Genomic DNA, 18,470 nt, shown 5'->3' on the forward strand with positions numbered 1-18,470 from the left:
CCGCATGCCGGACGGCGGAGGCGCGGTCGCTGCCGGACACGCGGCGGCTCAGAAGGCGTAGCGGATGCGCAGCCAGGGCGTCTCCTGCTCGACCAGCGCGGTCAGCTCGGCGATCGCGCGCCGCTTGAGCCCGACCCGGTAGCGGACGTTCTCCGCGCCGTTCTGCGACCGCTTGGTCTCTTGCAGGTCGGGACGCCAGAGCAGCTCCTCCGCCTTGGGGTGCCAGCCCAGGTTGACCTCGTGCAGGCCGGCGTTGTGGGTGAGCATGATGACCTCGGCCGCCGCCTGGGCCCGGGCCCGCTCCCCCAGCCCGTCGGCCAGGTGGCGCAGCAGCTCGCGCCAGTCGTCCTGCCAGCCCGGCCGCAGCACCACGGGTGAGAAGTTGAGGTGCACCTCGTAGCCGGCGGCCACGAAGTCGTCGACCGCCGCGATCCGCTCCGCGACCGGGGAGGTCCGCAGGTCGAGCAGACGGGCGTCGACCTCGGGCATCAAGGAGAACCGGATCCGGGTGCGGCCCTGCGGGTCGAGCCGCAGCAGGTCGCGGTTGACGTGCTTGGTGGCGAAGGAGGCCTTCGCGGTCGGCCACTGCCGGAAGGCCGCCACCAGGTCGGCGACGTTGTCGCTGATCGCGGCGTCGACCGAGCAGTCGCTGTTCTCGCCGAGGTCGTAGACCCAGGCCCCGGGGTCGCACTGGTTGGGCGTCGTCTTGGGCCCCTGCTTGCGGATGTGGCGGCCGAGGTGGGCGGTGATCGCCTCGATGTTGGTGAACACCGTGACGGGGTTGGCGTAGCCCTTGCGGCGCGGGACGTAGCAGTAGGCGCAGGCCATCGCGCAGCCGTTGGAGGCCGAGGGGGCGATGAAGTCGGCCGAGCGCCCGTTGGGCCGGGTCTGCAGGGACTTCTTGACCCCGAGCACCAGGTCCTCGGTCTTCACCCGGACCCAGCGGTCCACGTTGCCGGCGTTGCCGTGCAGCTCGGGGATCTGCCAGTGCGAGGCCACCGGCACCACCTCGGCGTCGGGGAACCGGGCCAGCACCTGCTGCCCGCGCGGGGACTCCGCGGCCGCGGCCTCGGCCCAGATCCGGCGGACCTGGAGCAGCCGCGGCACCCGCACCGGCTCGGGGGCCGGGGCGGTCTCGGGGGCGGTGTCGAAGAGGGAGGGCTGCACCCCTCCTTCCTACCCGACGGCACCGACAGAACCCGCCCGCGCGGGAACCGGATGCCGCCGGTCAGCGGCGGTCGGGCCCGGGTCCGGGCTGGCAGTGCGGGCACCACCAGGTGCGGCGGCGCTCCGGGTCACCGGTCACCTCCGCGACGACGGCGACGGGCGTCCCGCAGCGCAGGCAGGGTCGGTGCGCCCGGCCCGCCACCCAGTGCGTCTCCCCGCGCCGGGTGCGGCCGGTGGTCACCTGGTAGGCGTCGGCCTGGGTGGCCGAGCGGCGCAGCGAACGGGCGGCGAGGTCGACCAGGGCCGGCACGTCGACGTCGCCGACCGGCGTCCAGGGGCTGTGGCCGCGCAGGAAGCACAGCTCGTTCGCCCACAGGTTGCCCAGCCCCGCCACCAGCCGCTGGTCGAGCAGGGCAGCCGCCAACGGGCGGGTCGGGTCGGAGGACAGGCGGCGGACGGCCTCGGCGGCGTCCCAGTCGGGTCGCAGCGGGTCGGGGCCGAGGTGGCCGACGGCCCCCGACTCCTCGGCGGTGTCGAGCAGCTCGACCACCGGGATGGTGAGGCCGTACGCGCATGCCCCGGTGTCGGCTCCGAGCAGCACCCGGATGTCGGGCTCCAGCCGTCGGGGCAGCTGCCTGCCGGGACGGGTCACCGTCCAGGAGCCGTCCATCCGCAGGTGGGTGTGCAGCGTCCAGCCGGCGTCGGAGCGGGTGAGCAGGTGCTTGCCCCAGGTGTCGTTCGCCACCACCCGGGCGCCCGTCAGGTCGGCGGTCGCGTGGGCGGGCACCCGCAGCTGGGCCCGCACCAGGCGACGGCCGACCAGCGCCGCGTCGAGGCGCCGCGCCACCCGGTACACGCTGTCCCCCTCCGGCACCGCTCCATCGTGCCCCGCCGCACGGACGGCCCCGCGGCCGGCCCGCTGCTCAGGCACCCAGGGCGGTGGGCTGGGAGCGCAGCGCGTCGGCCGCACCTCCCCGGGTGGTCAGCACCACCCGGTCCCAGGGCGGCTGCGCCGGCACGACCGGATCCGTGCCGAGCTGCGCGCGGAGCCGGAGCCAGCGGTCCCAGTGGCCGTCGAAGCGTCCCGGGTCGAGCACCCGTCCGCGGGCCCGCTGCCCGGCCAGTGCCTCCGCCCGGCTGGTCTCGATCAGCACGAGCGTGGTGCGCCAGCCGCAGCGGCGGGCGAGCTCGGCCTCCAGGTGGCGCAGCCAGGGCCGGGTGGCGGTGTCGTGGACGAGCAGCCGGCGCAGGTCGGGACGGGGGGCCAGCAGGTGACCGAGCACCCGCAGGTACTGCACCGCGTGCACCACCGGCCGCAGCCAGCGGTAGGGCACCGCCGTCCCGAGCCGGGCCCGCAGGGCGGCGGTCACCTGCTCGGGGTCGAGCACGGTGGTCCCGGGTGTGGCGGGCAGCCCCCGCAGCACGGTCGACTTGCCGGCTCCGGGCACGCCGCCGACGAAGACCACCTCGGGGCTGGTGTCGGGTCGGTGCTCGGTCACGGGGACCAGCATGACGCGGCCTGCTGTGCGCGGGCCACGCACGCGCCCGGAACCAGGGAGGAGTCGGGACCGACCCCGGGCGCCGGCCCAGGGGCGCTCAGACCAGCGGCAGGTACATCACGTGCAGGCCGACGTAGCCCGATCCGGCCGAGCGGTAGGCACCGGGGACGGTGCCGACGACCTCGAACCCGAGGCTCTGCCACAGCCGGACCGCGGCGGTGTTGGTCTCCACCACCGCGTTGAACTGGATACCGCGGTAGCCCTGCCGGCGGTGCCAGTCGACGACGTGCTCCCCCAGCCGGCGGCCCACCTGACGCCCGCGGGCGTCCGGGTCGACCATGAAGCTGGCGGTGCCGACGTGGTCGCCCCGCCCGGGCCGGTTCGGCCCCATCGTGGCGGTGCCGAGGACGCGGCCGTCCTCCTCCAGCACCACGGTGCGTCCCGGTGGCCGCTGCAGCCACAGGGCGGCCGCCTGCTCGGAGGTGAGGTCCTCGGGGTAGGTGTAGCTCTCCCCGCTGGCCACCACCGCGGAGAAGATCGGCCAGATCCGTGGCCAGTCCTCCGCGGCGGCGGTCCGGATCGCCTCGTCGGCCACCGTCAGCCGGTGATCGCGCCGACGCTGGCCGAGCGGACCAGCGCGGAGTACTTCTTCAGCACCCCACGACGGGCCCGGTCGGCCGGCGGGCGCGGCGTCCAGCCCTCGGCGCGGGCGGCCAGCTCGGCGGGGTCGACCTGCAGGTCGAGAGTGCCGTTGGCGACGTCGAGGGTGATCGTGTCGCCGTCGCGGACGAAGGCGATCGGCCCGCCGTCGACCGCCTCGGGGGCGATGTGGCCGACGCACAGCCCGGTGGTGCCGCCGGAGAAGCGGCCGTCGGTGATGAGCATGACGTCCTTGCCCAGCCCGGCGCCCTTGATCGCGCCGGTGATGGCCAGCATCTCGCGCATGCCGGGACCGCCCTTGGGGCCCTCGTAGCGGATGACGACGACGTCGCCGGCGGTGACGGTGCCGTCCTCCAGGGCGTCCATCGCGGCGCGCTCGCCGTCGAAGACGCGGGCGGTGCCGGTGACCACCTCGGTGTCGAAACCGGCGCTCTTGACCACCGCGCCCTCCGGGGCGAGCGAGCCCTTGAGGATGGTGATGCCGCCGGTGGGGTGCATCGGCTGGCCGAGCGCGCGGATGATGGTGCCGTCGACGTCGGGTGGGGCGATGTCGGCGAGGTTCTCCGCCATCGTCTTGCCGGTCACGGTCAGGCAGTCCCCGTGCAGCAGCCCGGCATCGAGCAGCGCCTTCATCACCACCGGCACGCCGCCGACCCGGTCGACGTCGCTCATCACGAACCGGCCGAACGGCTTGAGGTCGCCCAGGTGCGGCACCTTCTTGCCGACCCGGATGAAGTCGTCGAGGGTGAGGTCGACCTCGGCCTCGTGGGCGATGGCCAGCAGGTGCAGCACCGCGTTGGTGGAGCCGCCGAAGGCCATCACCACCGCGATGGCGTTCTCGAAGGCCTCCTTGGTGAGGATCTGGCGGGCGGTGATGCCCTGGCGCAGCATCCCCACCGCGGCCTCGCCGCTGCGGCGGGCGAACCCGTCACGGCGGCGGTCGACGGCCGGCGGGGCGGCCGAGCCGGGCACCGACATGCCGAGCGCCTCGGCGGCGCTGGCCATCGTGTTGGCGGTGTACATGCCGCCGCAGGCCCCCTCGCCGGGGCAGATCGCCTTCTCGATCCGGGTCACCTCGTCGCGGCTGATCAGCCCCTTGACGCAGGCACCGACCGCCTCGAAGGCGTCGATGATGGTGACGTCGCGGCCGTCCACCTTGCCCGGCAGGATCGAGCCGGCGTAGAGGAACACCGAGGCCAGGTCGAGCCGGGCGGCGGCCATCAGCATGCCGGGCAGCGACTTGTCGCAGCCGGCCAGCAGCACCGAGCCGTCCAGCCGCTCGGCCTCCATCACCGTCTCCACCGAGTCGGCGATGATCTCGCGGCTGACCAGCGAGTAGTGCATCCCCTCGTGGCCCATCGAGATGCCGTCGGAGACCGAGATGGTGCCGAACTCCAGCGGGTAGCCGCCGGCGGCGTGGACGCCGTCCTTGACGGCCTTCGCCAGCCGGTCCAGCGAGAGGTTGCAGGGGGTGATCTCGTTCCAGCTGGAGGCGACGCCGATCTGCGGCTTGGCGAAGTCGTCGTCGCCCATGCCCACGGCGCGCAGCATGCCGCGGGCGGCGGTGGCCTCCAGGCCGTCCGTCACCGCCCGGGAGCGGGGCTTGATGTCGGTGCGGGTGGGGGCTGGGGCGGAGTCGATCGACATGGACGCCACAGTAATCCGTCCTCTGGACGCGTCGTGGCGTGTCCGCGACTCGTCGGCGATGGGCGAGGATGGGCGGCGATGACCAGCTATGGACCCGTCCCCGCCGACGCACCCGACGCCCCCGGCCTGGGCGCCCGACCCGTCGTGCGGATCACCTACTGCACCCAGTGCCAGTGGCTGCTGCGGGCGTCCTGGCTGGCCGGGGAGCTGCTGACCAGCTTCGGCACCGACCTGGAGGTGACGCTGTCCCCCGGCACCGGTGGGGTGTTCGAGGTGCGGGTGGACGACACGGTGGTCTGGGAGCGGCGCCGCGACGGCGGGTTCCCCGAGGCCAAGGAGCTCAAGCGCCGGGTGCGTGACGTCGTCGACCCCGGGCGCGACCTCGGCCACACCGACCGCTGACGCCGTGACCGAGCCCGCGCGGACGCCCGCGACCCCCCGACGGGTCCGGGTGCTGCGTGCGCTCAACCGCCGCGGGCTGCGGCTGCTGCACCTGGCCGACGCGCTCAGCGTCTACCTCACCCTGTGGCTGGTCACGGGGGTGCTGGTGCTGCTGCGCACCGACTTCAACGCCGCCGCCTACGTCGAGCGCTACGCCTGGACCTACGCGCTGGTGGTGCTGGTGCACCTGGCCGTCTTCTACTTCGGCGGGCTGTACGACCGCGAGCACCGGCTCGGCGTGCGGCCCAACGCGGCCCGGATCACCACCCTGGTCTGGTTCGCCTCGCTGCTGGTCGGTCTGGTCAGCTGGCTCAACGGGGAGTACCTGATCCCCCGCAGCGTGCTGCTGGTCTACGGCGTGGTCGGCCCCTTCGGGCTGGTGGCCAACCGGGCGGTCTCGCGCCGGCTGCGGCTGCGCAGCGAGGGTCCGCCGCGGGTGCTGCTGGTCGGCGACCCGACCACGGTGGCACTGGCCGAGCAGCACCTGGACGCCACCGGGGCGGAGGTCGAGGTGGCCGGACGCTGCCCCGACGTGGTCGACATCGTCGCCCGCGCCCGCCGCGTCCGCGCCACCGACGTCGTGCTGCTGGACGCCGGCTCGCTGGAGGCGCTCTACACCTCGGCGCTGGCCGACCTGGAACGGGCCGGCATCGCCACCCTGCAGATCGTCCGGCCGCAGGACTCGCTGCTCGGGCTGCGCAACGTCGGGGAGCTGGGCGGGATGCCGTTCGTGCTGCTGTCCACCCACGCGCTCACCCCCTCCCAGCACCGGCTCAAGCGGTGGATGGATCTGCTGGTGCTGCTGGTCACCGCACCGGTGACCATCCCGCTGGGGCTGCTGACCACGCTCTACGTGGCGGTGGTGGCCGGACGTCCGCTGCTGTTCGTCCAGCAGCGGGTCGGGTTCGAGGGCCGGCCGTACCGGATGCTGAAGTTCCGCACCATGGGGGTGGACGCCGAGCGGGCCACCGGGCCCGTGCAGGCCAGCGCCGACGACCCGCGGGTGCTGCACGGGATGGGCTGGCTGCGCGCCACCCGGCTGGACGAGCTGCCCCAGCTGCTCAACGTGCTGCAGGGCAGCATGACGATCGTCGGTCCGCGCCCGGAGCGGCCGGAGGAGATGGCCGCCTACGAGCAGGCGTTCCCCGGCTACCGGCGCCGGCACCAGACGCTGCCCGGGATCACCGGGCTGGCCCAGGTGTACGGGCGCTACCACACCCACATCGAGTACAAGCTGGGCCACGACCTGCACTACCTGGCCGACTGGTCCCCCGTGCTCGACCTGCAGATCATGGTGCGGACGGTGTGGGTGATCCTCACCCGCCGGGTGTGACCGGCGCCCAGGGCCGACGGCCGAGGGCGTCCAGCAGCCGGGTCTGGGTGTCGGCGTCGGCAGGCAGCGTCCCGCTGGGGCCGTCGCCGTAGACGCCGAAGGCCAGCATCGACGCCAGCGCCGGCTCGACCAGCGCCCACACCCGCTCCACCACCGACGCCTCCAGCGTCTCCTCCAGCTCCGCACCCCGGCGCAGGTCCCAGGCGTGCACCACCAGGTCGACCACCCGGAACCGCTGGAAGTCCGCGACCGAGGTGTCGCCGCCCGGTCCCTCGAGCACCCGGTCGGGGGCGACCGCGGCGAAGGCCGCCGTCTGCGCGGCCGAGGACGCGACGACCGCCCCGACCGGGTCGTCGCCCAGCTGGTCGCCGACGAGGCTCGGCAGCACCTGCGAGCGCGGGACGCCGGTGAGCAGGGCGGTGGTCAGCCGGTTGCCCACGACGAGGTGCTGGAGCAGCTCGCGGACGGTCATGCCGGCAGGTGTCGGCCGGTCCCCGGAGCCGCCGGGCAGCGTCCGCACGGCCCGTTCGAGCTCGGCCGCGCAGGCCTCCAGCAGGGCCGGGTCGACGACCCCGTCGCCGGAGGTCACCGGGACCCCACCGGGGCGGCGGCCGCGGCCGACCGGGACACCCGCAGCTGCCGCACCGCGAGCACCACCAGCAGCACCAGCCCGGTGAGCGGGCCGAGGCTGCCGACGAGGTCCTGCAGCGGGCCGTAGGAGCGTTCCGCGTCCTGGCCGTAGGGCAGCGCGGCCAGCGGCAGGCAGATCGAGACCCACAGCACCCAGAAGCCGCCGACGGCCAGCAGCCACCGCGGCATCCGGCCGTCCCGCCAGGCCGTCAGCAGCGCCATCGCCAGCACCACCACCCAGACGTGGTGGTGGGTCCACGACAGCGGCGAGGCCAGGCAGGTCGCCATGCCGACCAGTGCGACCGCGAACACCGGGTGCCCGGCCCGCCACCAGTGCCGGGCCACCACCACCGACAGCAGCGCCACCACCCCGGCCAGCGCCAGCCCGGCCAGGGTCAGCGGCCGGGAGTCGCCGAGCAGCCGGGCGACCACGCCGAGCAGGGACTGGTTGCCGACGTAGATCGGTCCGGCGGTGCGGGTGTCGCCCATCGCCAGCCCGCCGAAGAACTCCACGGTCCGCGCCGGCTGGGCGATCGCCCCGACCACCGTGAAGGCCAGGAACGAGGCGATCGCGACCAGCGCCGGGCGGCGGCGTCCCAGCGCGAGCAGCAGCAGCACGAACAGCGCCGGGGTGAGCTTGATCGCCGCAGCCAGCCCGATCAGCGAGCCCCGCGGCCACCACCGCCGCTCCCCCTCCGCGTCGGGCAGCAGGTCGGCCACCACCAGGAACATCAGGAAGGTGTTGACTTGGCCGTAGCCCAGCGTGGTGCGGATCGGCTCCACCGCCAGCACCACGACGACCCCGAGCAGCGCCAGCCGCCACCCGCGCGGGGCGCCGCAGCGGCGCAGCACCGACTGCTGGGCGGCCACCCCGGCCAGCGTCCACAGCACCTGCCACAGCGCGTAGGGGCCGAAGGCCAGCGGGGTCATCAGCACCGCCGCCACCGGCGGGTAGATGAAGAACAGCCCGTAGCCGGGGCTCTGGGTGGTGTAGATGTTGCCGCCGGCGAGCATGTCGCGGACCGCGAGGACGTAGACGTCGAGGTCGATGGTGGCCGGCACCCACGGCCAGGCCCGGCCACCGGAGATGACGAACGGCAGCACGAGGAGGGCCACCACGAACGGCGGCAGCAGCTCGACCGCCCAGCGCCTGACGCGGCTCCCGGGAGAGGTCGTGGTCAGGGTCGGAGCAGCGCTCACGCGGTCAGCTCGCGGTGCACGTCGTCCAGCTCGTCCGGGTCGGCCGTCTTCTCCAGCAGTCCCCGCAGCCCCGGTGCCGCGGCGTAGCGCGGCACCAGGTGCACGTGCAGGTGCCCGACCTCCTGCCCGGCCACCTCACCGGCGGAGCTGAACACGTTCAGCCCCTCGCACCCCAGCCGGTCGCGCAGCAGCCGGGCACAGGTCTCCACCGCCGGGGCGATCTCGGCCCACGCCCCGTCGGCGCTGAGCACCGACTCGACGTGGCGCCGCGGCACCACCAGGGTGTGGCCGCGGTGGAACGGGGCGATGTCGAGGAAGGCCACGGCGTGCTCGTCGGCGTGCACCTGCCGTGACGGCAGCTCACCGGCGACGATCCGGCAGAACAGGCAGGTCATGGGCTCAGTTGACCACATTCTCCAGCGGCTCACCGGCGGCGAAACGGCGCAGCTGGGCGGCGACCAGCCGGTCCCGGCGCGGCTCGAAGGCGCTGGAGTAGCCGCCGACGTGCGGGGCGATGACCACGTTCGGGACGTCCCACAGCGGGTGGTCGGCGGGCAGCGGCTCGGGGTCGACGACGTCCAGCGCGGCGGACAGGCGTCCGGAGGAGGTCTCGGCCAGCAGCGCGTCGGTGTCGACCACCTTGCCGCGGGAGACGTTGACCACCAGCGCGTCGTCGGGCAGCCGGGCCAGCTTGGCGGCGTCCAGCAGCCCCTCGGTCTGGTCGGTCAGCGGGGTGATGACGAAGAGCACGGTGATCCCCGGCAGCCGGTCGGCGAGCTCGTCCACGGCCAGCACCTCCGGCTCGGTGCGCGGGCGGCGGGCGAAGCGGGTCAGCGAGGCCACCTCGAAGCCGGCGAGCCGGGCCTCGATCGCCTGACCAATCCGGCCGTAGCCGAGGATGCCGACGTGCTGGTCGGCCAGCGAGCGGCCCCAGGCCGGCGCCCACTCCCGGTCGGCCTGCTGGCGGGCGAAGCGGTCGAGCCGGCGCCCGCTGGCCAGCGCCAGCGCGATCGCCAGCTCGGCGGTGGAGGTGTCGTGGATGCCGCCGCCGTTGCACAGGGTGACGCCCTCGGGCACCCGCGGCAGGACGTTCTCGAACCCGGCCGACTGCAGCTGCAGCACCTTGAGCGAGGTCATCTCCTCCGCGCGGTCCAGCGCCTCGGTGGAGGTCATGTAGGGCACCACCGCGAACTCCACGTCGGCCACCGAGTCCGGCAGCTCGGTCGCCTTCACCCACGGCTCGAAGCGGACGCCCTCGGGCAGCCCGCCCAGGGCGGCCTCCGCGGTCTCGAGATCGGGGTAGGGCAGCCACACCACGCGTTCGCTCGTCATGGCGGCATCCTCCCAGACCCCCGGCGGGGCGCCGACCCCCGTCCGGAGGCTCAGGCGGGAGCGGCGGACGGGTCGGCCACGGCGAGGTCGTCACGGCGCACCGGGTGCCCGGCGGCGGCCAGGGCGTCCTTGACCTCCGCGACCGAGAGGGTGCCGTAGTGGAAGACGCTGGCCGCGAGCACGGCGTCCGCGCCGGCCTCGACCGCCTCGACGAAGTGCCGGGCGGTGCCGGCCCCGCCGGAGGCGATCAGCGGGACGTCGACCACCGCGCGGACGGCCCGGATCATCTCCAGGTCGAACCCGGCGGTGGTGCCGTCGGCGTCCATCGAGTTGAGCAGGATCTCCCCCACCCCGAGCTCGGCGCCGCGGCGGGCCCACTCGAGTGCGTCCAGCCCGGCGTCGCGGCGTCCGCCGTGGGTGGTGACGCCGAACCCGGACGGCTGGGCGGGGTCGCGGCGGGCGTCGACCGAGAGCACCAGCACCTGGTTGCCGAAGCGGCGGCTGATCTCGGCGATCGCCTCCGGCCGGGCGATCGCCCCGGTGTTGATGGCCGCCTTGTCCGCCCCGGCGCGCAGCAGCGCGTCCACGTCGGCCGGGCCGCCCACCCCGCCGCCGACGCAGAGCGGGATGAACACCGTCTCCGCCGTGCGGCCCACCACCTCGCGGGTGGTCTCGCGGCCCTCGAAGGAGGCGGAGATGTCGAGGAAGGTCAGCTCGTCCGCCCCGGCGACGCCGTAGGCCCGGGCCAGCTCCACCGGGTCACCCGCGTCGCGCAGGTCGGTGAAGTTGACCCCCTTGACCACCCGGCCGGCGTGCACGTCCAGGCACGGGATGACGCGGACCGCCACGCTCACCGGCCGGCTCCCCGGGTCGGGCGCGCGGGTGCGCGCCGTCCGGCGGCAGGCGTTCCGGGCTCGGGCATGCCCCCAACCTACCGAGCCGGCACGCCCTCACTAGTGTGCGTCCCATGTCCTCCCCGACCGCCGCGCACGCCGTCGACGAGACCTTCACCGCGCTGCCGCTGGACGAGCTGGCCGACGCCGCGCTGAGCCGGGCCCGCGACCTCGGCGCCGAGCACGCCGACGTCCGGATCGAGCGGATCACCGAGGGCGAGACCGCCCTGCGCGACGCCCGGCTGGAGCGCAGCAGCACCAGCACCGTCCTCGGGATGTCGGTGCGGGTCGTCCACCACGGCTGCTGGGGCTTCGCCGCCGGCATCACGCTGACCGCGGACGCCGCCCGCACGCTCGCCTCGCAGGCGGTGAGCACCGCGGTGGTCTCGGCGGCGCTGAGCACCGACCGGGTGGAGCTGGCCGAGGAGCCGGTGCACCGGCTGGAGTGGTGCTCGGCCTACGAGGTGAACCCGTTCTCGGTGGCCGAGGCCGAGAAGCAGGCCCGGCTGACCGACCTGAGCGAGCGGCTGCTGGCCGCCGACGGCGTGCACCACGTCCAGGCGCGGCTGCACGCGGTGCAGGAGAACAAGTTCTACGCCGACGTGGCCGGCACCCGCACCGTCCAGCAGCGGGTGCGGGTGCACCCCGAGATCACCGCCACCAGCGTCGGCCCGGACGGCTTCTCCACCATGCGCACGCTGGCCCCGCCGACCGGGCGGGGCTGGGAGTACCTCACCGGCACCGGCTGGGACCTCGACGCCGAGGTGGCCGAGCTGCCCGAGCTGCTGGCCGAGCACGTCAAGGCGCCCTCGGTGCAGGCGGGGCGGCTCGACCTCGTCATCGACCCGACCAACCTCTGGCTGACCATCCACGAGTCGGTCGCCCACGCCACCGAGTACGACCGGGCGCTGGGCTACGAGGCGGCCTACGCCGGGACGTCCTTCGCCACCCCCGACCAGCTGGGCACCCTGCACTACGGCAGCGAGGTCATGCACGTCACCGGCGACCGGACCACCCCGCACGGGCTGGCCACGGTGGCCGTGGACGACGAGGGGGTGGCCGCGCAGGAGTTCGACATCGTCTCCGGCGGCACCCTGGTCGGCTACCAGCTCAACCGCCAGATGGCCCGCGGCGGCGGGTTCGGCCGCTCCAACGGCTGCGCCTTCGCCGACTCCCCCGGCCACCTGCCGCTGCAGCGGATGCCCAACGTCTCGCTGCGCCCGGCTCCCGACCCGGTGAGCACCGAGGAGCTCATCTCCCGCGTCGACGACGGCGTCTACGTGGTCGGCGACAAGTCCTGGTCGATCGACATGCAGCGCTACAACTTCCAGTTCACCGGGCAGCGCTTCTACCGGATCAGCGGCGGCCGGCTGGCCGGGCAGCTGCGCGACGTCGCCTACCAGGCCACCACCACCGACTTCTGGCGCTCGCTGGAGGCCGTCGGCGGGCCCGACACCTACCGCCTGGGTGGCGCCTTCAACTGCGGGAAGGGCCAGCCCGGGCAGGTGGCCGCCGTCTCGCACGGATGCCCCTCGGCCCTGTTCCGCGGGGTCAACGTGCTCAACGCCCGCGAGGAGGGAGGTCTGTGATGGGCCAGGACAGCGGCACCGACGCCCTGCTGACCGAGGACCGGGTGGCCGCCTGGGCCGAGGTGGCGGTGGCCGCGCTCGCCCCGCACGCCGGCTCGGTGGTGGTCGACGAGTCGGTCGGCGCCAACCTGCGCTGGGCCAACAGCTCGCTCACCACCAACGGCCAGACCCACGACCGCACCCTGACGGTGGTGGCCCACGTGGCCGTCCCGGGCGGGGTGGCGGTGGGCATCGCCTCCGGGCCGCTGACCGGGGAGGCCGACGTCGACCCGTTGGTGGCCCGGGCCGTGGCCGCGGCCGCGGACTCCGCACCGGCCGAGGACGCCGTCGACCTCGTCCCCGGCGAGGTCGGGGAGGGGTGGGAGCAGGCGGCCGCCGCGGGCGGGATCGAGGTCTTCGACGCCTTCGCCGGCGCCCTCGGGCCCCATCTGCGCGGGGCCGCCGAGGCCGGCACCGCCTGGTTCGGCTTCGCCGAGCACGTCGTCACCACCACCTGGCTGGCCACCACCGCCGGCGTCCGCCGCCGCAGCGTGGACCGGATGGGCCGGGTCGAGATCAACGTCAAGCGCCCCGCCGGCCAGGCGCTGCCACCGGCCAGCGTGTGGGTCGGGCAGTCCTGGGCCGAGCCGGCCGAGCTCGACGTGGACGCGCTGGCCGCCGAGCTGGACCGCCGCCTCGGCTGGTCCGAGCGCTCGGTCGAGCTGCCCGCCGGACGCTACGAGGTGCTGCTGCCGCCGTCGGCGGTGGCCGACCTGATGATCTACGCCTACTGGACGATGTCGCGGCGGGACGCCGAGGAGGGCCGCAACGTCTTCGCCGGCGAGCCGGGCCGCAGCCGGATCGGGGAGCGGTTGGCCACCCTGCCGATCACGATCGCCTCCGACCCCGACGCCGAGGGGATGGAGGCACCCCGGCACGCCGTGGTGCGGGCGCCGGAGGCCGGGATGGTGTCGGTGTTCGACAACGGCGCCCCGGTCGGGCGGGTGGAGTGGCTGCGCGAGGGCGTCCTGGAGCACCTGGTCACGCCGCGCACCCCGGCCGGGCAGGAGCTGTGCTTCCCCACCGACAACCTGCTGGTCGAGGCCGGCGGGAGCACCGACCTGGACGCCATGGTCGCCGGCACCCGGCGCGGGCTGCTGCTGACCTGCCTGTGGTACCTGCGCGAGGTCGACCCGGAGACCCTGCTGCTGACCGGGCTGACCCGCGACGGGGTGTACCTCGTCGAGGACGGCCGGGTGGTGGCCCAGGTCAACAACTTCCGGTTCAACGAGTCGCCGGTGTCGCTGCTGCGGCGGGCGACGGAGGCCTCGGTCAGCGAGCGCACCCTGTGCCGGGAGTGGAACGACTGGTTCACCCGCACCCGGGTGCCGGCCCTGCGCGTCCCCGACTTCAACATGTCGACGGTCTCGCAGGCCTCCTGACGGTCCGCTGCCGCGTCAGCGCGCTAGCGGACGAGGGTGAGGACCTGGTTGACCGAGGCGTTGCGGCTGCTGATGGTGGCCTCGTCCGCGCCGCAGTCGACGGCGGTCGCGCCCGAGGGCACCACCGTGCCGACCACGTGCTGCAGCGGCACCGGGTGGGTGGTGGTGTGGTCGGCGAGCAGCATCTCGACCTCGCCCTCGGCCTCGTCCACCTCGTAGTGCAGGCCGTCCTCGTCGGTCTCCAGGTCGCCCTCGGCCGACCCGTCGATGGAGAGCTGGGCGTCGCGGCGTCCGATCGAGACCGCGACCGGGCGGTCGCCGTCGTCGCTCATCCGCCAGCGGTCGGGCCCGAAGACGAACTCGACGTCGCCGCCGCGGCCGTGACTCAGCACCGAGTCCTCGGTCTCGACGGCGAAGGAGGTCATCGTCCAGGAGCCCTGCAGGCAGTCCAGCGCCTCGGCCACGGCCGGGTCGGTACCCGACCCGGTCGGCGCGTCGGACGGCTCGTCCTCCTCCTCGCCGGCCTCGCCCGGCGCCCGGGCGGCGGTGGCCTGCGGGTCGGACGACCCGGTGCTGCTGGGAGGTGCGGGGGTCGGCGGGCCGGCGGCGTCCGGGGTGGAGCAGCCGACCAGCAGGGCTCCCGCGGCGCCGAGCACCAGGAGGGCGAACGGCACCACCCTCAGCGCACCGCGCATGTCCGCCCCCCTCCCGGATCCGTCGTGGTGGCTGCGGCCACCAGGCGCCACGGTAACCGGGTGCGCAAAGCCGGCCCGGGAACGACGTCAGACCGGGGTGCGGTCCTCCCAGGACTCGTCGAGGTCGTCGGGCTCCTCCTCCTCGTCGGGGACGAAGGCGACCACCCCGCGCCGCATCGAGGCGACCACCTCCCGGCAGGTGGCCCGCAGCTCGTCGTCGGTGGTCGCCCCGGCCACCTGGTCGGCGAGGTCGAGCACCTGGCGCACCCAGCGGACGAAGTCGCCGGCGGTCAGCCCGGTCATCTCCAGCACGTCGCCCAGCGGACGCCCGGAGGTCCACTGCGCGGCGGCCCGGGCGAAGCCGACGTCGGGCTCGGGCCCGCGCTCCAGCCGGGCGTCGCGCTCGAGCCGGCTGACCTCCCGCCAGACCCCGCGGACCCGGGTCATCACCTCCTCGCTGACGCTGTCGGGCATCCGCGGGGTGAACCGGGTGCCGTCGGTGCGCCGGGACTCGTAGACCAGGGTGGACAGCACCGCGGCCAGCTGGGGGGCGTCCAGGCCGTCGAGCAGCCCGCGGCGGATGCACTCGGCGGTGACGAGGTCGAGCTGGCTGTAGATCCGCGAGAGCATCCGTCCGGCCTCGCCGACCACCCACTCGTCCAGCTCGGCCTCGGGCGCGGCGGCCGGTGGCACCAGGTAGCCCAGCGCTCCCAGCACCTGGCAGATCCGGTCGAACTGGGTGGCGATGCCGCTGGTGCGCCGCCGGACCCGCGACTCGATCTGCTCGTTGTCGCGCTCCAGCCGCAGCGCCCGCTCAGCCAGCCGGGCGTGGGCGTCGCGGTCGGGGCAGCGGTGACAGGGATGGGCCTGCAGCTCCGCGCGGAGCCGGCCGATCTCCTCGCGTCGCTCGGCGTCCATGCCGGGACGCCGGTAGCGGCTGGGGTCGGGGTCGAGCTCGCTGAGCCGGGAGCTGAAGGCGGCGGCCAGGCTGCGCCGGGCCGAGGGCTGCTTGACGTCGAAGTGCTTGGGCACCCGGACCCGTCCCACCACGGTGGTGGGCACCGGGAAGTCGACCAGGCTGAGCTTGCGGACGTGGCGTTCCTCGGTCAGCACCGTCGGGGTGGGCTCGCTGCGGTCCTTGCGGATGCCCGGGTCGATCACCACCGCCCACCCGGTCGACTTGCCGGCGGGCACCCGGATGAGGTCGCCGGGACGCAGCTCGAGCAGGGCCTGCAGCGCCTCCGCCCGCTTGTCCGACTTCCGGTCCCGGGCCGCCTCGGCCTCGGCCAGCGAGATCCGTTCGCGCAGCCGGGCGTACTCGGCGAAGTCGCCGCGCTCGCACTCGGCCTCGGCCATCAGGCTGGCGATCTGGCGTCGGTTGCGGGCCTGGTTGCGGGCCATCCCGACCACGGCCCGGTCGGTCTGGAACTGCGCGAAGGACTGCTCGAGCAGGGTGCGGGCGCGGACCCGGCCCACCGAGCCCACCAGGTTGACGGCCATGTTGTAGGTGGGCCGGAAGGAGGAGCGCAGCGGGTAGGTGCGGCGGGAGGCCAGCCCGGCCACCGCGCGCGGGTCGAGCCCGGGCGCCCACTGGACGACGGCGTGGCCCTCGACGTCGATCCCCCGCCGGCCGGCGCGACCGGTGAGCTGGGTGTACTCCCCCGGCGTGATGTCGACGTGGTTCTCGCCGTTGAACTTCACCAGCTTCTCCAGCACCACGCTGCGGGCCGGCATGTTGATCCCCAGCGCGAGGGTCTCGGTGGCGAAGACGACCTTGACCAGGCCGCGGACGAAGGCCTGCTCCACGCACTCCTTGAGGGCCGGGAGCATGCCCGCGTGGTGGGCGGCGACCCCGCGCAGCAGCCCTTCGAGGAACTCGTGGTAGCCCAGCGCGTCCAGGTCGTCGGGACTGAGCCCGGCCACCGAGGCCTCGGCGATGTCGGTCAGCTCGGCGCGTTCGCGGCCGTTGGTCAGCGAGATGCCCGAGCCGAGCACCTGACGGACCGCGGTATCGCAGCCGAGGCGGGAGAAGACGAAGACGATGGCTGGCAGCAGCGAGGCCCGCTGCAGGCTCTGCACCATCATCGCCCGGCTGGGCACCAGCCGGGAGCGGGAGCCCTCGCGGTCGCGGTGCGCGGCGCCGCCATAGGCGCCCGACCCGTAGCCGGCGCGCTTCTTGCCCTTGCCGCTGCGTCCGCGCGGGCGCCGGGCGTCGTCGCGGACCTCGCGGGTCTCCGACTTGGCGATCCGCAGCAGCCGCGGGTTGACGTCCGGACGCTCCGGGGCGGCGCCGTCGGTGACCGCGGTGGGGGCGACGTCGGCGAACAGGTCCTCCAGCTCCCGGCCGACCAGGACGTGCTGGAAGAGCGGGACGGGCCGGCGCTCGGAGACCACCAGGGCCATCTCGCCACGGACCTCGCCCAGCCACTCGCCGAACTCCTCGGCGTTGCTCACCGTCGCCGACAGCGCCACCACCTGCACGGAGTCGGCCAGCCCGATGATGACCTCCTCCCAGACCGGTCCGCGGAAGCGGTCGGCGAGGTAGTGCACCTCGTCCATCACCACGTAGCCGAGGTTGTCCAGGGTGCGCGAACCGGCGTAGATCATGTTGCGCAGCACCTCGGTGGTCATCACCACCACCGGGGCCTCGGAGTTGTGGCTGGTGTCCCCGGTGAGCAGGCCGACGTTCTCCGCGCCGTGGCGGCGCACCAGGTCGGCGTACTTCTGGTTCGACAGCGCCTTGATCGGCGTGGTGTAGAAGGCCTTGCGCCCCTGCAGCAGGGCGAGGTGCACCGCGAACTCCCCGACCACCGTCTTGCCCGCGCCGGTGGGCGCGGCCACCAGGACCCCCGAGCCCTGCTCGACGGCACGGCAGGCCTCGAGCTGGTACTCGTCGAGGGGGAAGGCGAAGGTGTCGGCGAAGTCGGCCAGGGCGGGGCTGGCCTGGCGCTGCCGGAAACGGGAGAACCGATCGGCGGCCGACAGCTCCTCGAGGTCACGGGGATCCGTCATCGCTCCAACCTACTGCGCTCCCCGCACCCACCTCGCCGCCGGGCACAACCGCCCCTCCGACGCTCATCGCCGCTCGAGCGAGCGAGCGGGCGCCACCACAACGCCCTGAGCCTGTCGGAGGGTGATCAGTTCCTGGGCAGGAAGCCGGACGAGTCAGGCCGACGGCGCGAAGACGGTGAGCGCCCGCGGCGTCGCCTCCAGCACGACCGGGCTGCTGCCGACGGGTTCGCCGTCGCCCATCACCGGCAGCGGGTCCCCGGCGGCGTCACGGTGGCGCAGCTCGACCCGGCGGGCCCGGGTCTGCTCGACGGCCGGGTGCCGGGTGAAGGCCCGGCTGTACATCAGCGGCAGCATGGCCAGCAGGTGCGGACGGCTGACCGGGTGGACGATGGTGATGTCGAGCAGGCCGTCGGCCGGGTCGGCGTCGGGGCAGATGTTGATCCCGCCGCCGTAGTAGCCGCCGTTGCCGACCGCCACCAGCATGGCGGGCAGCCGCCGGGGCTCCCCGTCGAGGACGAGCTCGTACTCCACGGGCGCGAACCCGGCCAGCTCGGCCAGGGCCGCGGTGGCGTAGCGCAGCGACCCGCGCGGCCAGCGCATCGCGTTGGCGCGCCGGTTGACCGCGGCGTCGAAGCCGGCGGCGACCACGCTGCCCACCCAGACGTCCTCGGCGTCGCCACCGTCGGCCTCGGCTCCCCGCACCCGGATCAGGTCCACCTGACGGGTGCGGCCGGTGGCCACGGTGGCGATGCCGTCGCGGGGTCCGCGCGCGGACAGCCCGAGACCCCGGACCAGGTCGTTGCCGGTGCCCGCGGGCACCATCCCCAGCGCGACGTCGGTGCCGGCGCAGGCGTTGAGCCCGAGATGCATCATCCCGTCCCCGCCCATCACCACCAGGCAGTCCGGACGCCGGTCGGGGGCGTGCCTGCGGCGCTCGAGCGCGCGCCGCAC

Annotated in this window: 17 protein-coding genes; 4 read left to right on the forward strand and 13 right to left on the reverse strand. The window is 74.5% G+C overall.

The genetic code is table 11. The annotated features are described in order from the left end of the window. Positions 1 to 48 precede the first annotated feature (48 nt). The 5 genes from DVA66_RS01675 to ilvD all read right to left on the reverse strand — a co-directional run bounded on the left by DVA66_RS01675 (position 49) and on the right by ilvD (position 4,973). A complete protein-coding gene (locus DVA66_RS01675; RefSeq protein ID WP_114558470.1) occupies positions 49 to 1,167 on the reverse strand; it encodes a spore photoproduct lyase family protein in 1,119 nt (372 codons plus the stop codon). A gap of 61 nt (positions 1,168 to 1,228) precedes the next feature. After that, complete coding sequence (locus tag DVA66_RS01680) at positions 1,229 to 2,041, reverse strand: DNA-formamidopyrimidine glycosylase family protein (RefSeq protein WP_114558471.1); 813 nt, start codon at positions 2,039 to 2,041, stop codon at positions 1,229 to 1,231. A 49-nt stretch (positions 2,042 to 2,090) separates the two neighbouring features. After that, positions 2,091 to 2,666, reverse strand: coding sequence for an AAA family ATPase (locus DVA66_RS01685; RefSeq protein ID WP_157973770.1), 576 nt, complete (start codon positions 2,664 to 2,666; stop codon positions 2,091 to 2,093). A 97-nt stretch (positions 2,667 to 2,763) separates the two neighbouring features. Further along, a complete protein-coding gene (locus DVA66_RS01690; RefSeq protein WP_114558473.1) occupies positions 2,764 to 3,261 on the reverse strand; it encodes a GNAT family N-acetyltransferase in 498 nt (165 codons plus the stop codon). A 2-nt stretch (positions 3,262 to 3,263) separates the two neighbouring features. Next, positions 3,264 to 4,973 (reverse strand): dihydroxy-acid dehydratase, encoded by a 1,710-nt coding sequence (gene ilvD / locus DVA66_RS01695; RefSeq protein ID WP_114558474.1) that lies wholly within the window; start codon positions 4,971 to 4,973, stop codon positions 3,264 to 3,266. 78 nt (positions 4,974 to 5,051) lie between these two features. On the opposite strand from ilvD, the gene DVA66_RS01700 reads away from it, so the two are divergent. After that, on the forward strand, positions 5,052 to 5,375 hold the full coding sequence (locus DVA66_RS01700) for a SelT/SelW/SelH family protein (protein WP_114558475.1): 324 nt from the start codon (positions 5,052 to 5,054) through the stop codon (positions 5,373 to 5,375). Positions 5,376 to 5,379: 4 nt separating this feature from the next. Continuing rightward, complete coding sequence (locus DVA66_RS01705; protein WP_157973771.1) at positions 5,380 to 6,747, forward strand: exopolysaccharide biosynthesis polyprenyl glycosylphosphotransferase; 1,368 nt, start codon at positions 5,380 to 5,382, stop codon at positions 6,745 to 6,747. On the opposite strand, the gene DVA66_RS01710 is transcribed toward DVA66_RS01705, so the two are convergent. The 5 genes from DVA66_RS01710 to hisF are packed head-to-tail and all read right to left on the reverse strand — an operon-like array spanning position 6,731 to position 10,763. Beyond that, the gene (locus tag DVA66_RS01710) at positions 6,731 to 7,336 is read right to left on the reverse strand and encodes a maleylpyruvate isomerase N-terminal domain-containing protein (protein WP_232821687.1); all 606 of its coding nucleotides are present in this window, start codon (positions 7,334 to 7,336) and stop codon (positions 6,731 to 6,733) included. The genes DVA66_RS01705 and DVA66_RS01710 overlap by 17 nt on opposite strands. Then, the gene (locus tag DVA66_RS01715; RefSeq protein WP_114558477.1) at positions 7,333 to 8,577 is read right to left on the reverse strand and encodes a glycosyltransferase 87 family protein; all 1,245 of its coding nucleotides are present in this window, start codon (positions 8,575 to 8,577) and stop codon (positions 7,333 to 7,335) included. The genes DVA66_RS01710 and DVA66_RS01715 overlap by 4 nt, the downstream gene beginning before the upstream one ends. Then, on the reverse strand, positions 8,574 to 8,972 hold the full coding sequence (locus DVA66_RS01720) for an HIT family protein (RefSeq protein ID WP_114558478.1): 399 nt from the start codon (positions 8,970 to 8,972) through the stop codon (positions 8,574 to 8,576). Before DVA66_RS01720 ends, DVA66_RS01715 begins: the two co-directional genes overlap by 4 nt. A gap of 4 nt (positions 8,973 to 8,976) precedes the next feature. Continuing rightward, on the reverse strand, positions 8,977 to 9,909 hold the full coding sequence (locus DVA66_RS01725; protein ID WP_114558479.1) for a 2-hydroxyacid dehydrogenase: 933 nt from the start codon (positions 9,907 to 9,909) through the stop codon (positions 8,977 to 8,979). A 50-nt stretch (positions 9,910 to 9,959) separates the two neighbouring features. Further along, the gene (gene hisF, locus DVA66_RS01730; protein ID WP_114558480.1) at positions 9,960 to 10,763 is read right to left on the reverse strand and encodes an imidazole glycerol phosphate synthase subunit HisF; all 804 of its coding nucleotides are present in this window, start codon (positions 10,761 to 10,763) and stop codon (positions 9,960 to 9,962) included. Between the two features lie 113 nt (positions 10,764 to 10,876). On the opposite strand from hisF, the gene DVA66_RS01735 reads away from it, so the two are divergent. Together DVA66_RS01735 and DVA66_RS01740 are read left to right on the forward strand one after the other, a co-directional pair. Continuing rightward, positions 10,877 to 12,391, forward strand: a complete 1,515-nt coding sequence (locus DVA66_RS01735) for a TldD/PmbA family protein (RefSeq protein ID WP_114558481.1) — start codon at positions 10,877 to 10,879, stop codon at positions 12,389 to 12,391. Beyond that, positions 12,391 to 13,812: a metallopeptidase TldD-related protein gene (locus DVA66_RS01740; protein ID WP_114558482.1), complete on the forward strand. Its 1,422-nt coding sequence runs from the start codon at positions 12,391 to 12,393 to the stop codon at positions 13,810 to 13,812. Before DVA66_RS01735 ends, DVA66_RS01740 begins: the two co-directional genes overlap by 1 nt. 23 nt (positions 13,813 to 13,835) lie before the next feature. On the opposite strand, the gene DVA66_RS01745 is transcribed toward DVA66_RS01740, so the two are convergent. The 3 genes from DVA66_RS01745 to DVA66_RS01755 form a co-directional block, all read right to left on the reverse strand. Next, positions 13,836 to 14,507: a hypothetical protein gene (locus DVA66_RS01745; protein WP_114558483.1), complete on the reverse strand. Its 672-nt coding sequence runs from the start codon at positions 14,505 to 14,507 to the stop codon at positions 13,836 to 13,838. Positions 14,508 to 14,594: 87 nt separating this feature from the next. After that, positions 14,595 to 17,519, reverse strand: coding sequence for a DEAD/DEAH box helicase (locus DVA66_RS01750; protein ID WP_114558484.1), 2,925 nt, complete (start codon positions 17,517 to 17,519; stop codon positions 14,595 to 14,597). A 153-nt stretch (positions 17,520 to 17,672) separates the two neighbouring features. Next, positions 17,673 to 18,470, reverse strand: a 798-nt coding sequence (locus DVA66_RS01755) for a diacylglycerol/lipid kinase family protein (protein ID WP_157973772.1), incomplete at its 5' end; no start/stop codon positions are given.

Origin of the sequence: Desertihabitans aurantiacus (genome assembly GCF_003344635.1) — a bacterium.
GTDB classification, from domain to species: domain Bacteria; phylum Actinomycetota; class Actinomycetes; order Propionibacteriales; family Propionibacteriaceae; genus Desertihabitans; species Desertihabitans aurantiacus.